Consider the following 13,806-nt stretch of genomic DNA (forward strand, 5'->3'; position numbering starts at 1 on the left):
CCGCCGTTCCCCTGCTCGGTTACTTCAGGGCGTAGGCGCGGATGATGGTCTGGCTCTGCTTGTTCCCCTCGGCGTCGTGGACGGACGAGCGCAGCGAGACGAACTTCGCGCCGGCCGGGTGGCGGACCGTGACCGTCCACTGTGTACGGTCACGCTGGACCAGCGCCGGAGCCCAGGTCTTGCCGTCGTCGCAGGAGACGTCGACCGTCGGCTTGGAGATCTGGCCGGGGGTGGCGCTTCCGTTGCGCTGCACCGACATCGGGATCCGGAAGAACCTGCCGGCGGGTGCGGCGTTGCGGTCGTCGAGGTCCGGTGCGTACCGCACCCCGAGCAGCGGCAGGAGGGTTGCTTCGAGGGGCCGCTCACCGCGCTGCGAGGTGAACGTCCACTCCGCCTCGTACCGGGTGGTCAGACCCGCGTAGGTGGAGCGGTCCGCGGTGGTGCGGGCGGTGTACGCGGCCCGTTCCGGACCTACGTCGAACACGCCGTAGACCGCCTGGTCGTTTTCGCCGATGACCTTGCCGTCGCGCAGCAGCTCCGTGCGACCGCGCATCGCCTGCGAGCTGTTGCGGCCGGGGTCCTGGTCGGCCAGCGGTGAGATCTGGAAGTGCAGCCGGTCCAGTCCCCGGAACGCCGTGGACCCGACCTCGCCGTCGAACAGGGACGGCCCGAACACGCCGCGGTTCCAGCGGACGGTCGTGGTCTTCCCGCGGGGGTAAACCACCGGCTTGACCTGCACGTGCTCGCCGAGCCACTGGTCGCCGACCACCTCGGTGAAGGTGCGGAAGGCCCACGGCACGTCCGGTGTGTAGTACTCGGTCAGGGTGCCGGGCAACGGGATGGCCACCAGGTCGCGGACACCGGTCGAGCCCGGTGTCGTGCTCGCGTGCTCGGACCGGACCTTCGCGAGGTCGCCCGTCCGATCGTGCCACCTCGGTGTCCTCGGGACGGCGTGGTCGGTGTGCTTCAGGTGGTACAGGTACGGGCTGCCGTCGAACGACCGTCCGTTCCACTTCGCCTTCGTGGTCTGCGTGGTGAAGGTGAACGCGTCGTGCCGGGTGGACGACGGTCGCACTGTCAGCCGCTGGAGCTCCTCTCCGAACGCCAGCACCGACTCCCCGGTGAACCCGTACTCGGTGTTGGTCGTGCGATGGAAGTCGAGCTGGGTGCGGACGTCCCGGGAGGACGGCTCGTCCACCGTGATCCCGACGGGCATCGCCTCGCGGGCGTCGAAGACCAGCGAAGTCTTCTTGCCCACCGTGAACGTCGGTTCGGCCATGTACGCCTTGCGCCCGGTGGCGGCGTCCCGGACGAAGCCGGTGTAGGTGTACTCGCCCGCGGGCAGCCGGACCGTGGTGGGCCCGGTGGCGAAGGCCTTGTAGACGTCCACCCGGCCGATCGGGACGAACCGGTAGCGGTAGTCGGTGCTGGGCGAGCCGTCGTGAGCGATGGCGGTGAGGTCGACGTCGTAGCTCTCGACCTCGCGATGCACCGCGATCGGCGTGCGCACCGCGGTGGTGCCGGCCGTCGCGGTGATGACGCCCGAGACATCACCGGAAGGCCCGTTCACCGCGACGTCGGCGGTGACGGTGACGGTGGCCTGACCACCTGCCGGCACGGTCACCGTCGCCGGGGTGATCGTGAACATGCCCTGCGGTGCGGGAGAACCGTCCTGGTGCTTGACGTCGGCCGAGAGGCTGAAGGTGGCCGGTGCGGTGCCGTGGTTGGTGTAGGTGAGGGTCTTCTTGATCGCGGCCGTGTCCTGGTAGGGCCAGCGCACCTCGCCGAAGTTCAGGCTCGCGGGTGCGGCGGACGTGGTCGCGCCGACCGCTTTGCCGACGTCGACCCGGCCCGCGCCCTGCTGGTGGACCGTCAGTCCGGCCTTCGCGGTGGCGCTGCCCATCAGCGTGGACTTCAGCTGCTCCGCGGTCCAGCCCGGGTGCTGCCCGGCGAGGATCGCCGCCGCGCCCGCGACGTGCGGTGCCGCCATCGACGTGCCCGTCAGCGGCAGGTGGCTCTGGCCGGGCTGCCCGTTCACGCTGTGCGCGGCGCGGGCCGCGGTGATGTCGACGCCGGGCGCGGTGATGTCCGGTTTGACCGCACCGTCGCCGAACCGGGGACCCCGGCCGGAGAACTCGGCCAGGTTGTCCGAGCGGTCGACCGCTCCGACGGTCAGCGCCGCGTCCGCGGTGCCCGGCAGTCCGACGAAGCCCTGGTTGCCCGCGGCGATGACGAACAGCGTCCCGGTTTCGGCGGTGAGCCGGTTCACCGCCTGCGACAACGGATCCGTGCCGTCGCTCGGTTCGCCGCTCAGGCTCATGTTGACCACGTCGGCACCCTGGGCCGCCGCCCACTGCATGCCTTCGATGATCGTCGACACGTGGCCGACACCGTCGTCGCCGAGCACCTTCCCGTTGAGGAGCCTGGTGTCCGGCGCGACTCCCCGGTACCGGGTGTGCTCGCTGGTGATGATCGACGCGACGTGCGTGCCGTGCCCGTGCCGGTCGTCCGGGTTGTCACCGCCGGTGAAGTCGCGGGCGTCCACCACCGCGCCGGCGAGGTCGGGGGGCGTGGCGTCGATCCCGGTGTCCAGCACCGCGACCTTGGTACCCGCACCGGTGTGGCCTGCCTGCCACGCGGCCGGGGCGCCGATCTGCGGCACCGAGTGCTCCAGAGCCACCCGGACCCGTCCGTCGAGCCACACGCGGTCCGCCTTCTGGGCCACCGGCCAGAACGCCGCCGAACGAGCCACGGAGACGGCCGTCGCCCCCATGGCGGGCAGTTCGCGCGTGACCTGGGCGGCGGCAGTGCTCGGCGCCGGTCCGGCGTGGTCGACGATCAGCGGCAGGCGGTCGGCAGAGGCGTCGTCGAACCCGGCGGCGATCAGGTCGGTGACGTTGAACAGCCGCGGGTCGAGAACCCCCTTCTGCAACAGTGCCTGCGCGTCCTCCGGGACGACGTTGAGGTCGCCGTGCTCGTCGGTGTAGGACTCGAACAGGAAGCGCTCACGGCCAGGAGCGGGCCGGACGTTCACCACCCGCTTGTCGCTGACGGTGATCTTGTCCCCGGTCAGCAGTGTCACGGTCGCACCGTTGGCACCGACCGGCGTGATCACGACCGGATCGGCGGCCGCGCTCGGTGCCGCCGACACCACCGTCCCCGCCAGCACGAGTGCCAGCAGCCCCGGCAAGGCTCGTCTGCTTCGCATCAAACATCTCCACAAAGTTGTTGTCGTGGTTCGACTCGCGGACCAAGACACGCCATGTCCTCCTGACCGGGTTGCAACCTCCCGGTGAGGACATGGCGTGACTAACCGCGTGAATGCCGGTGGGGAACGGACAAAGAACGAACGCGAGGACCGGTTCGCGGCGTACTTCGCCGCCAAATCGGGCGCGATGCGCGCGACCGCGTACCTGCTGTGCGGCGACTGGCACCGCGCGGAGGACCTCGTCCAGACCGCGTTCGTGAAGCTGTACCTGGTGTGGCACCGGGTCGGCCACGAGGAAAAGCTGGACTGCTACACGCGCCAGGTTCTGGTGCGGACCTTCCTGGACGAGAAGAGACGCGGGTTCTTCCGGCGCGAGCGGCCGACCTCCGAGATCGGGGACCGCCCGCTGTCCGAACCGGACGACCACGTCGAGAACCGCGTTGTGCTGGTCGAGGCGCTCGCCGCGGTCGCGCCGCGGCAGAGGGCCGCTCTGGTGCTGCGGATCTGGGAGGACCTGTCCGTCGAGGACACCGCGAAGGCGATGGGCTGCAGCACGGGGACGGTCAAGAGCCAGCTGGCCCGCGGCCTCGCGACGATGCGCTCCCTCGTGCCGGTCAGCAGTGCGTGACCTCGTGAAACAGCTGGGTAGTGCGGAACAAGGAGCCCAAGAGATGGATGAGCGTGAACTGCGGACAGCGATGGACGACGCCGTGGCGGTGGCGCCGCCGCCGATGACGGAAGGGCCCGTGCTGATGGCCGGTCGGCAAGCCCTCAAACGACGTCGTGCGCTGCGGGCGAGCACCGCGAGCGCGGCGGTGGTCGCGATCACGGCGGTCGGGGTGGCCGTGCTCGCTTCAGGCCAGGGCCACAACGGTTTCGCTCCGGTCGGCGCGAAGCCGTCGGCAGTGCCGGACACCGTTGCGTCGTCACCGACCGCACGTCCCGACGCGACGGCGACCTCCGGCCCGCACCACGACCGCGCCGCGGCACTGGCGGCCGCGCTGAGCGACCTGGCACCGGACGGGTTCGGGACACCGGACGACCTCAAGGGAACCGGCGACTTCGCCAACCGGCCGTTGAAGAGCCACAAGGCCATGTCGGCCGGCACGGTGAACGGCACCGAGCTGTGGCAGTACGCCGCGGGCACCCCGCTGACCAAGGGCGCGGCTGTCGGAGAGCTGGTCGCCACGGTTCACTCGCCGGGGTCGGCGACGACCGGGGAAGGCTGCGGGCTGAAGCCGACGGCGTGGGACTCCTCCCTCGCTCACTGCACCGAGGTGAACGTCAGCGGCAAGACGGTCGCCGTCGCGTCCGTCACCTACCCGGCCGTGGACGGCCTGCCGCCCTCTCAGTGGGCCGGCTATCGCCACGCCGACGGCACCGTGGTGTTCGTCATGCAGTCCACCGGAATGGCCCGATCGGGCCGCCCCGCCCTGGCCGTGATGCCGATGACCGATCAGCAGCTGGCCGCCCTGGCCGTCGATCCGCGCCTCAGTCCCCGGTGAGGAAGGCCACCGGCACCGCCGATCTGCGGCCCTCCCGCATGACGACGCGTTCGGAGCGGTAGCACCCTCCACTTCGGACAGACCATCGCTGTGGCTCGCCGACACCACGGCGCCCGGCTGCTGGTGTCGTGAGTGCGCGGGAGCGGAGGAGGACCGCTTGTCTAGGCTGAGCCCTCGAAACCGAGGAGTGCTCATGAAGCTCTACGCAGTCGCCGCCGTCGTCGACTCGGTCATGGCGGCCTTGCGCGGCACCGGAAGCGTGCGCAAGGTCACGAAAACCGCGCTGATGCCCGCCCTCGCGCTGACCAGCCCGCCACGCGACCCTGGCATGACGGTGGGCCTGGCCGGATCCTGGGCCGGCGACGTGGCACTGCTCGGCGACTCCGACCGGGCGTTCCGAACCGGACTGTTCAGCTTCCTCGTGGCCCACGTCGGCTACACGGCCGCGCTGGCCCGCCGATCACAGCCCGGCTCACGCGGGGCGGTCCTGCCGATCGTCGCGGCCTCGGCTGCCGGGGCCGCGGTGTTCGCCCGCGCGGCCGGGCCGATGGGGCGACCGGTCGGCCTGTACGCACTGACGCTCGGAACGATGGTCGCCGCCGCGTCGACGGTCCGCGGGCGTGGTGCGCGACGAGTTTTCGGTGGTGCGGCACTGTTCGCGGTGTCGGACGCGCTGCTCGGGGCGAGCCGGTTCGTCCTCGATGGACGGGCGGCGCGGGTCGCCTCGGCCGGTGTGATGCCCACCTACGCGGCCGCGCAGTGGCTGATCCACACCGGGTTCGAGCAGGAGGGCGACCCCGCCTGAAAACCCGTTGGATGCCCTGTGCTAACGTTCTTGGTGTCGGAAAGAGCAAGGCTCCGGCACACAAACAAGCGCCGCTAGCTCAGTTGGTTAGAGCAGCTGACTCTTAATCAGCGGGTCCGGGGTTCGAGTCCCTGGCGGCGTACTCCGGAAAAGCAGGTAGAGATTCGTCTCTGCCTGCTTTTTCGCATTTCCGCCGCTTCCCGTCATCCCGAGGACGACGTCAACACCCGGCAAGCCTGGGCGGTGAGGTCGCCGAGCAAGCGGACGGCCTCTGCGAGTTCGGGCCCGATCTCCAGCTGGATCCACAGGTCCGACGGCGCGTCCCTCGTGTGGCTCGGCCGCGCCGCGGACGGCTCCCCCAGCCGCTTCGTCCTCGACTTCCAGGTGCCCGAGCTGGCCACCGCGGAACCGGGCTGACCTCGCGGTCAACGCGGTTCAGACGGGCGTCGAGCACCCGGCGGACCTCGATGGACAAGGGAGAGCGTTGACTCTCACAGACAGATGGTCGACAATCGACAACCGACACGCCAGCACCAGCACTGGAGGACACCGTGGAGTTCGCGAGCAAGCCGAAGTTCGTCACGTTCGACATGAACGGGACGCTGATCCGCTTCCGCATCAACGACGTGATCCGTCAGGTCCTGGGCGACCGGCTCCCCGCCGAGCTCGCGGACGAGTTCCTGCGGACGGGCAACGAGTTCCGGTACGACGAGACCCTGGGCGACTGGAAGCCGTTCCACCAGATCGTCGCCAACTCGCTGGAGCGCACCATGCGTCACTTCGGCCTGGAGTACCGCGCCGGTGACGGTGAGGCGGTGTACGAGCAGATCCCCACGTTCGGCCCCTACCCCGGTGTCACCGAGGCACTGCGGCGCCTGGCCGAGGAGTACCCGCTGGTCATCGTGACGAACACCGACGACGCCCACGCACCGAGCCTCGTGGAGAACCTCCAGGCTCCGTTCGAGGTCGTCATCACCGCCGAGCAGATGCGCGCCTACAAGCCGCGGCTGCACGCGTTCCAGTACACGCTGGACAAGCTCGGCGCGACGCCCGACGAGATCGTGTGGGTCTCAGCGAGCCCGAAGTACGACCTCCGCTCCGCGACCGTCATGGGCTTCGAGAACAAGGTGTACATGGACCGCGGCTTCGAGCCGGACCACCCGTGGCTCGGCTGCAAGCGGATCACCGACATCGCCGACCTCCCCGTCCTCTTCGGTCTGCCGCGGCCTTGAGGCGCGGACGACCGATCGCAACGGCAGGAGGACAGCGATGAAGTTCACCCCGTACTGGCTGGACACCGCTCCGCAGGGCCCTGACCGGTCGCGCACCGACATCGGCGGCCACGTCGACGTCGCGATCGTGGGAGCCGGCCTCACCGGCCTGTCAGCGGCACTGCACCTGGCCCGCAAGGGCGCCAACGTGCACGTCTTCGAGAAGGAGACGGTGGGCTGGGGTGCGTCGGGCCGCAACGGCGGGATGGCCACGACCGGTCTGTCGATCGGCTTCCGCGACGCGGTCAGCCGCTACGGGCTGGACATCGCGAAGGCGTACCTCCTGGCCTACCACAACGCGGTCGACACCGTGGAGAAGGTCATCAGCGACGAGGGCATCGACTGCGACTTCGCCCGCACCGGCAAGCTGAACCTCGCGTCGAGGCCCGCTCACCTCGACGGCATGCGCAAGACCGCCGAGATGCTGTCCGGGCTTGGTTTCGAGCACCGCCTGGTGGGCAGGAACGAACTCCGCGCGGAGATCGGCTCCGACAAGTTCCACGGTGCGATGGTCGACGCCCGGAGTGCGGGGCTGCACGTCGGCAAGTTCACCAAGGGACTCGCCGAGGCGGCCGTGCGGGCGGGCGCCACGATCCACGAGAAGGCGCCGGTCGAGCAGTTCCGCGGGCTGGGCGGCACGAAGCACGAGCTGGTCACCGCGCGGGGCACCGTCCGTGCCGACCAGGTCCTCGTCGCCACCAGCGGCTACACCGGGCGGCCGTTCCGCTGGCAGCAGGTCAGGATCGCGCCCGTCGGCAGCTTCATCATCGTGACCGAGCCGCTGGGCGAGGACGCCTGCGACGAGCTGCTGCCGACCCGGCGGATGGCGTCGACTTCCAAGAACCTGTTGAACTACTTCAGGATCACGCCGGACCACCGGCTGCTGTTCGGTGGTCGCGCCCGGTTCACCATGTCGAACCCGCAGTCGGACGAGAAGTGCGGGCGCATCCTGCAGCGGGGGATGACCGAGTTCTTCCCACAGCTCGCGAACGCGCGGGTGGACTACTGCTGGGGCGGACTGGTCGACATGAGCATGGACCGCATGGTCCACGCCGGCGAGCGCGACGGACTGTTCTACTCGCTCGGCTACTCCGGCCACGGTGTCCAGATGGCCACGCACATGGGCAAGCAGATGGCCGAGTACCTGAACGGCACCGTGACCGCGAACCCGTGGCGTGACTTGAAGTTCAACCGGATCCCCGGCCACTTCGGCCCGCCCTGGTTCCTGCCTTTCGCGGGTGCCTTCTACAAGTTCAAGGATCTCGTGAAGTAGGCGTTCCGCCACGCCTCAAACCTGCGCACCTTCCCAGTTGATGAAGGACGGCCACCATGCGAGCCTCAACACCCTTGCGTGCCACGATCATCGCGACATCCCTGGCCTTCGCACTCGTCGCGTGCGGGTCGGTCGAAGCAACCCAGCCCGCCGGCTCCGACCAGGTCGAGCACACCGACGACATCTCGGTGGGCGTGCAGCCGGACCCGGCGGTGGTGAAGCTGCTGCCGGAAGCCGTGAAGGCCAAGGGCACGATCTCGGTGGCGATGGACCTGTCGAGTCCGCCCACCACGTTCATGGCGACGGACAACAAGACCCCGATCGGATTCAACCCGGACATGGCGCGGCTGATCGCGGCCAAGCTCGGGGTGAAGCTGCAGATCGACAACGTCAAGTTCGACACCATCATCCCCGGTCTGCAGGGCGGGCGGTTCGACTTCACCGCGACCACCATGGGCGCCACCGCGGAGCGGCTGAAGGTGCTCGACATGATCAACTACTTCCAGAACGGCACCGGGGTCGTCGTACCTCGCGGGAACCCGCAGAAGCTGACCGTCCACGACCTGTGCGGGCGCCGCGTCGGCGTGCAGTCCGGTACCACGGCGGAAATCAAGTGGCTGCCACAGCTGAGCGAGAAGGACTGCACGAGCCAGGGCAAGCAGGCCATCACCGGAGTGACCCTGCCGAGCGTCAACGACTCGCTGACCCAGCTCGCCTCCAAGCGCCTCGACGCGGTGATGTACGACTTCACCTCGCTGTCGTGGGCGGCCAAGCGGCAGCCGAACGTGCTGGAGGTCCTGCCGGAGCGGGTGGTCTCCGCGAAGGTGAACGTCGCACTGCCCAAGGGTTCCGCGCTGACCCCGGCCATCCAGGCGGCCGTGCAGGCCATCATCGACAGTCCCAAGTACGTCGAAGCCCTTGATCGCTGGGGCTTCCAGGGCCTCGGCATCGAGACCGCGGCGATGGCCGTTCCGCTGGGGCAGTGATGTCGACGACCACGACCACTTCTCCGACCGGGAGCCGGCCGTTGCCGGGACTGCTGCCAGAGCACAAGAAGCGGATCACGCCGAAGCGTCCGCACGACTACCTCTGCTGGGCGGCCGCGATCGCGGTCGTCGCCGGCCTGGTCTACACGACGGTGACCAACGAGAACTACCAGTGGCCGGTGGTGTTCAGCTACTTCACCACTCGGTCCATTCTGGACGGTCTGCTCCTCACGCTGGTCCTGACGGTGGTCAGCATGGGCCTGGGCACGCTGCTCGGGTTGCTGCTCGCGATCATGCGGATGTCGCACCAGCCCCCGATCTCCGGTCTGGCCGGGCTGTACATCACGTTCTTCCGCGGCACACCGGTGCTGGTGCAGCTGATCTTCTGGTTCAACATCGCCGCGCTGTACCCGAACGTCTCCCTCGGCATCCCGTTCACCGACATCTCCACCCCGGTGGACGTCAACGCGCTGATGACCCCGCTGACCGCGGCCATCGTGGGCCTGACGCTGAACGAGGCCGCCTACATGGCGGAGATCATCCGCGGCGGCTTCGCGTCGGTGAGCCGGGGCCAGTACGAGGCCGCGGACTCGCTGGGAATGAGCGGTTTCACCAGGCTCCGCCACGTGATCATCCCGCAGACCATGCCCGCGATCATCCCCGCCACCGGCAACCAGGTGATCGGCATGCTCAAGGGCACCTCGCTGGTCAGCGTCCTCGGCGTGGCCGAACTGCTCAACAGCGCGCAGTCCATCTACGCCCGCACCTACCAGACCATTCCGCTGCTGATCGTCGCCAGTCTCTGGTACCTGATCATGACCCTCGCGCTCAGCGTGCCGCAGTCCATGATCGAGCGCCGCTTCTCCCGCTCCACCCGCAGGCAGGCCGCGGTCGCCACCGCGACGAAGGAGTCGTTGCTGTGAAAGCCGACGGAACGATCGTCGCCCGCAAGCTCTGCAAGAGCTTCGGCAGCCACCAGGTGCTGCGCGAGATCGACCTGACGGTGTCCGCCGGGGAGATCTCCTGCATCATCGGGCCCAGCGGATCCGGCAAGTCGACACTGCTCCGCTGCGTCAACGGCCTCGAAACCGTCGACCGCGGCGTGCTGCGGGTCAACGGCGAGGACTTCGGCTACGTCGAGAAGGACAACGCCTACCACGCCGTACGCCCGCAAAGGCTGACTGAGCAGCGTGCCCGCATCGGCATGGTCTTCCAGCAGTTCAACCTGTTCCCCAACATGACCGCGGAAAGCAACGTCATGTCCGGGCCCGTGCTGGTCAAGAAGACCGACCGCAGGACCGCCAGGGAACGGGCCCAGGAACTGCTGGCCCAGGTCGGCCTCAGCGGCTGCGGCCACAAGTACCCCGCCCAACTCTCCGGCGGCCAGCAGCAACGCGTCGCCATCGCCCGCGCCCTCGCCATGGACCCCAGCATCATGCTGTTCGACGAACCCACCAGCGCACTCGACCCCGAACTCGTCGGCGAAGTGCTTGGTGTGATGCGCGACCTGGCCCACAACGGCATGACCATGCTGCTGGTCACCCACGAGATGGGCTTCGCCCGCGACGTCGCCGACGAAGTGCTCTTCATGGACGACGGCATCGCGGTCGAACGCGGCGACGCACGGGAAGTGCTCGCCAACCCGAAGGAGAAGCGGACCCAGGAGTTCCTGGAAAGGGTGCTGTGACGACGATCAATGCGACCGCGCGGGCTTCTGATCGGCTCGAGGCGCTCGGCCTGGAGCTTCCTGCCCTCGGCTTCGGCGCGAGCCCGTACTTCGTGAACCACCGGGCGGTGGACTCCGCCATCCACATCTCGGGCCAGCTGCCGTACCGCGACGGCGAGCTGATGGGCCAGGGCGTCGTCGGCAGGGACGTCGACGTGCCGACGGCGCGAGAACTCGCCCGCCAGACCGCGCTCAACGCGCTCGCGATCGCCGCGGACGCGGTGGGAGATCTGGACCGGGTGCGGATCGTGCAGATGCTGGTGTTCGTGGCCAGCACGCCGGACCTGGGTGAGCAGTCGCGAGTCGCCGACGCGGCCAGTGAGCTCCTCGTCGAGGTACTGGGCGAGAACGGACGGCACGCACGCACCGCGATCGGTGTCGCCGGGCTGCCGCGCAACAGTCCCGTCGAGATCCAGATGATCTGCACCGCGGTTCAGCACGAGGAAACACCGTGAACCGGCTCCAGCGAGCACTCGACGCGCTGAGCGAGCGGATCGACACCCCCGCGCCCATCGTGCTGGCCGACGTCATGCAGAACAACATCGAGCGCATGCAGGACTTCGCCGATCAGCGCGGTCTCGGCGTCAGGCCCCACGTCAAGACGCACAAGTGCGTGGAGATCGGCCGGCGCCAGGTCGCGGCGGGCGCGGCCGGGATCACCGCGGGCAACGTCGGTGAGGCCGAGGTCTTCGCCGCGGCGGGCTTCGAAGACATCTTCCTGGCCTATCCGGTCTGGCCGTCGGGAACGAAGGGCGCGCGGATCCGCCGGCTCGCGGAGTCCGCCCGGCTGCGGGTCGGCGTCGACAACGTGGCGGCGATCGAGGCACTCGCCGACGCCATGGAAGGTGAACCGGACCGCCTGGAGGTCGTGATCGAGGTGGACTGCGGTGCCCGGCGTTCCGGGGCGCCGCCCGAGTTCGCGGGCGACCTCGCACTGGCCGCCCGCAGACGCGGCCTGGTGCCGGTGGGTGTCTTCACGTATCCGGGTCACGGCAGCTCAGGTCCGGACGCTCGCGTGCGCGCCGCGCGGGACCAGGATGCCGCTCTCGTCACCGCGGTGCGCTGCCTCGCCGCCGCCGGGATCACCGCGCAGGTGGTCAGCGCCGGCTCCACACCAACGGTCGAGTTCACCACCAGCAGCGTGATCACCGAGATCCGTCCCGGCGAGTACGTCTTCTGCGACCTCAACAACACCCGGCTCGGCGCCTGCACGGACGACCAGGTCGCGCTGTTCGTCGCCGCCACCGTGGTCAGCGACTGGTTTCCTGACCAGGTCATCGTCGACACCGGCACCAAAGCCCTCAGCCGGGAGGGCAGTCCGGAACGCGGCTACGGCGGTGTCGCCGGCACGAAGGCCGTGCTCGCCAAGCTCAACGAGTACCACGGATTCCTCGCGCTGCCCGGCGGCGAGTCCCGGCCCACCATCGGCGCCGTGCTCCCCGTGGTGCCGAACCACGTCTGCCCGGTCATCCTCAACTTCGAGGAGCTGATCGTCACCGACAGCACCGGCACGTCGCTGGAGCGGTGGCCGGTCGACGCTCGCGGCTTCCTCAGCTGACCTACAGGAGTTGCCCGACATGAGACTCGACAACGTCACGGCCCTGGTGACCGGCGCCGGCAGCGGCATCGGCGAGGCGGTGTGCTCCCACTTCCGCCGTGAGGGCGCACGACTGCTCCTCACCGGCCGCAGGGAGCGGCTCGGCAGCGCTCAGCCGGACGACCTGTACGTCCCGGGCAACCTCAACGACGAGGCGTTCGTCGAAGCACTGGCTCGCCGGGCCGCCGAGTCGTTCGGCACCGTGGACGTCGTCGTACTCAACCACGGTCTGCAGGCGAGCAGTCCGCTCACCGAGATGTCCTATGAGGACGCGAGGAACGTGCTCGAGAGCAACCTGCTCAGCGCGTTCCTGGTGATGAAGCACTTCGCGCCGCTGATGCCCGCCGCGGGAGGCGCGTTCGTCTGCGTCAGCTCACGGCTCGGCATGGTCGGCAAGGCGGGGGAGGTCCTGTACTCCGCGGCCAAAGGCGGCCTCATCATGCTCGCCAAGGGTGCGGCGATCGAATGGGCCTCGCGCAACATCCGCGTCAACGTCGTCGCACCCGGCCTGACCGTCACGCCGATCATCGAGGCGTCGTTCCAGCGCAGTGCCGATCCCGAGGCCCACCGCCGCGAACGCGAGTCACAGATCCCGCTCCAGCGCCTCGCCACCCCGCAGGAGGTCGCCGACGCGGTCCTCTTCCTCGCGTCTGCGGAGTCGTCGTACGTCACCGGGGCGGTCCTGCCGGTCGACGGCGGGTACACCGCGTTCTGAGCATGGCCTCACGCCTGCCGGGGATGAACCTCCGCCTTGCCGCTGAGCCCCGTCTGGAAGTGGGCGGCCAGCTCCTCGCGGAACTCGTCGATGGAGCCCTCCAGCGCGACGGCGGCCAGCCGCTCGTGTTCGACGGCCAGATCGCGCGGGTCGCTGTAGGTCTGGTGATCGACGCTGAGGTAGAGACGCAGCTTGGTCTCCCAGCCGTGCCAGAGGTTCCGCAGAGCGCCGTTCCCCGAGAGGTCGTAGAAGAGCCGGTGGAAGCCGAGGTGCGCGTCGACGCTGGCAGGAATGTCGTTCTTCTCCAGGGCCGCGCGGAGATCCTCGGTGGTCTGGAGCAACCTCGACCGCTCGGAACCGCGCAGCGCCTCGAACGCGAGCTCGGCGGCGTACGGCTCGACGAGCAGGCGGATCGAGTCGATCTCGGCGACGTCCTGGGCGCTCACCTCGGCGACGAACGCACCGCGGTAGGGGATCTTCACGATGAGCCCCTCCTCCTCCAGCTTCGTGAGCGCTTCACGCAGCGGGGACCGGCTGATCCCGAGATCCGCGGCGATGTGCGCCTCACGCAGCTGCCCGCCAGGAGGCACGGTTCCGTCGAGAATGGCGGCACGCAACACCCGGTAGACGCCGTCGGGCGTCGTCGTCCGGTCTTCGAGCCACTTGAACTTGCGGTCCATCCCCGCCGCCTCCCTCGGTCGTTTGTCGACTATATACCGG

Annotated in this window: 14 protein-coding genes and 1 tRNA gene; 13 read left to right on the forward strand and 2 right to left on the reverse strand. The window is 69.1% G+C overall.

Going from position 1 to position 13,806, the window contains the following annotated elements; translation table 11 throughout:
- Positions 1-19: 19 nt before the first annotated feature.
- A complete protein-coding gene (locus C8D87_RS24070; protein WP_112228460.1) occupies positions 20-3,208 on the reverse strand; it encodes a S8 family serine peptidase in 3,189 nt (1,062 codons plus the stop codon).
- 97 nt (positions 3,209-3,305) lie between these two features.
- On the opposite strand from C8D87_RS24070, the gene C8D87_RS24075 reads away from it, so the two are divergent.
- From C8D87_RS24075 to C8D87_RS24135, 13 genes are all read left to right on the forward strand, one after another.
- Positions 3,306-3,836, forward strand: a complete 531-nt coding sequence (locus C8D87_RS24075) for a SigE family RNA polymerase sigma factor (protein WP_267899883.1) — start codon at positions 3,306-3,308, stop codon at positions 3,834-3,836.
- 43 nt (positions 3,837-3,879) lie between these two features.
- Positions 3,880-4,713, forward strand: a complete 834-nt coding sequence (locus C8D87_RS24080) for a hypothetical protein (RefSeq protein WP_146771850.1) — start codon at positions 3,880-3,882, stop codon at positions 4,711-4,713.
- A gap of 193 nt (positions 4,714-4,906) precedes the next feature.
- Positions 4,907-5,518, forward strand: coding sequence for a lysoplasmalogenase (locus tag C8D87_RS24085; RefSeq protein WP_112228462.1), 612 nt, complete (start codon positions 4,907-4,909; stop codon positions 5,516-5,518).
- Between the two features lie 68 nt (positions 5,519-5,586).
- Positions 5,587-5,660, forward strand: a tRNA-Lys gene (locus tag C8D87_RS24090).
- Between the two features lie 101 nt (positions 5,661-5,761).
- Positions 5,762-5,935 carry a hypothetical protein gene (locus tag C8D87_RS46120; RefSeq protein ID WP_170166564.1) on the forward strand — a complete coding sequence of 58 codons (174 nt, stop codon included), beginning with the start codon at positions 5,762-5,764 and terminating at the stop codon, positions 5,933-5,935.
- A 134-nt stretch (positions 5,936-6,069) separates the two neighbouring features.
- Positions 6,070-6,750 (forward strand): haloacid dehalogenase type II, encoded by a 681-nt coding sequence (locus C8D87_RS24100; RefSeq protein WP_109642170.1) that lies wholly within the window; start codon positions 6,070-6,072, stop codon positions 6,748-6,750.
- 37 nt (positions 6,751-6,787) lie between these two features.
- Positions 6,788-8,062, forward strand: a complete 1,275-nt coding sequence (locus tag C8D87_RS24105) for an NAD(P)/FAD-dependent oxidoreductase (RefSeq protein WP_112228464.1) — start codon at positions 6,788-6,790, stop codon at positions 8,060-8,062.
- A 56-nt stretch (positions 8,063-8,118) separates the two neighbouring features.
- Positions 8,119-9,048, forward strand: a complete 930-nt coding sequence (locus C8D87_RS24110; RefSeq protein WP_112228465.1) for an ABC transporter substrate-binding protein — start codon at positions 8,119-8,121, stop codon at positions 9,046-9,048.
- Positions 9,048-9,971, forward strand: a complete 924-nt coding sequence (locus C8D87_RS24115; RefSeq protein WP_112228466.1) for an amino acid ABC transporter permease — start codon at positions 9,048-9,050, stop codon at positions 9,969-9,971. Before C8D87_RS24110 ends, C8D87_RS24115 begins: the two co-directional genes overlap by 1 nt.
- Positions 9,968-10,735, forward strand: coding sequence for an amino acid ABC transporter ATP-binding protein (locus C8D87_RS24120; RefSeq protein WP_112228467.1), 768 nt, complete (start codon positions 9,968-9,970; stop codon positions 10,733-10,735). The genes C8D87_RS24115 and C8D87_RS24120 overlap by 4 nt, the downstream gene beginning before the upstream one ends.
- The gene (locus C8D87_RS24125; protein ID WP_233442259.1) at positions 10,732-11,229 is read left to right on the forward strand and encodes a RidA family protein; all 498 of its coding nucleotides are present in this window, start codon (positions 10,732-10,734) and stop codon (positions 11,227-11,229) included. The genes C8D87_RS24120 and C8D87_RS24125 overlap by 4 nt, the downstream gene beginning before the upstream one ends.
- Positions 11,226-12,332: an alanine racemase gene (locus C8D87_RS24130; protein WP_112228468.1), complete on the forward strand. Its 1,107-nt coding sequence runs from the start codon at positions 11,226-11,228 to the stop codon at positions 12,330-12,332. The genes C8D87_RS24125 and C8D87_RS24130 overlap by 4 nt, the downstream gene beginning before the upstream one ends.
- A 19-nt stretch (positions 12,333-12,351) precedes the next feature.
- Positions 12,352-13,086 carry an SDR family NAD(P)-dependent oxidoreductase gene (locus tag C8D87_RS24135; RefSeq protein WP_112228469.1) on the forward strand — a complete coding sequence of 245 codons (735 nt, stop codon included), beginning with the start codon at positions 12,352-12,354 and terminating at the stop codon, positions 13,084-13,086.
- A gap of 8 nt (positions 13,087-13,094) precedes the next feature.
- Here the strand turns inward: C8D87_RS24135 and C8D87_RS24140 are convergent, their stop codons facing one another.
- Positions 13,095-13,766 (reverse strand): GntR family transcriptional regulator, encoded by a 672-nt coding sequence (locus C8D87_RS24140; RefSeq protein WP_112228470.1) that lies wholly within the window; start codon positions 13,764-13,766, stop codon positions 13,095-13,097.
- Positions 13,767-13,806: the final 40 nt, after the last annotated feature.

It is taken from the genome of Lentzea atacamensis (assembly GCF_003269295.1).
Lineage (GTDB): Bacteria > Actinomycetota > Actinomycetes > Mycobacteriales > Pseudonocardiaceae > Lentzea > Lentzea atacamensis.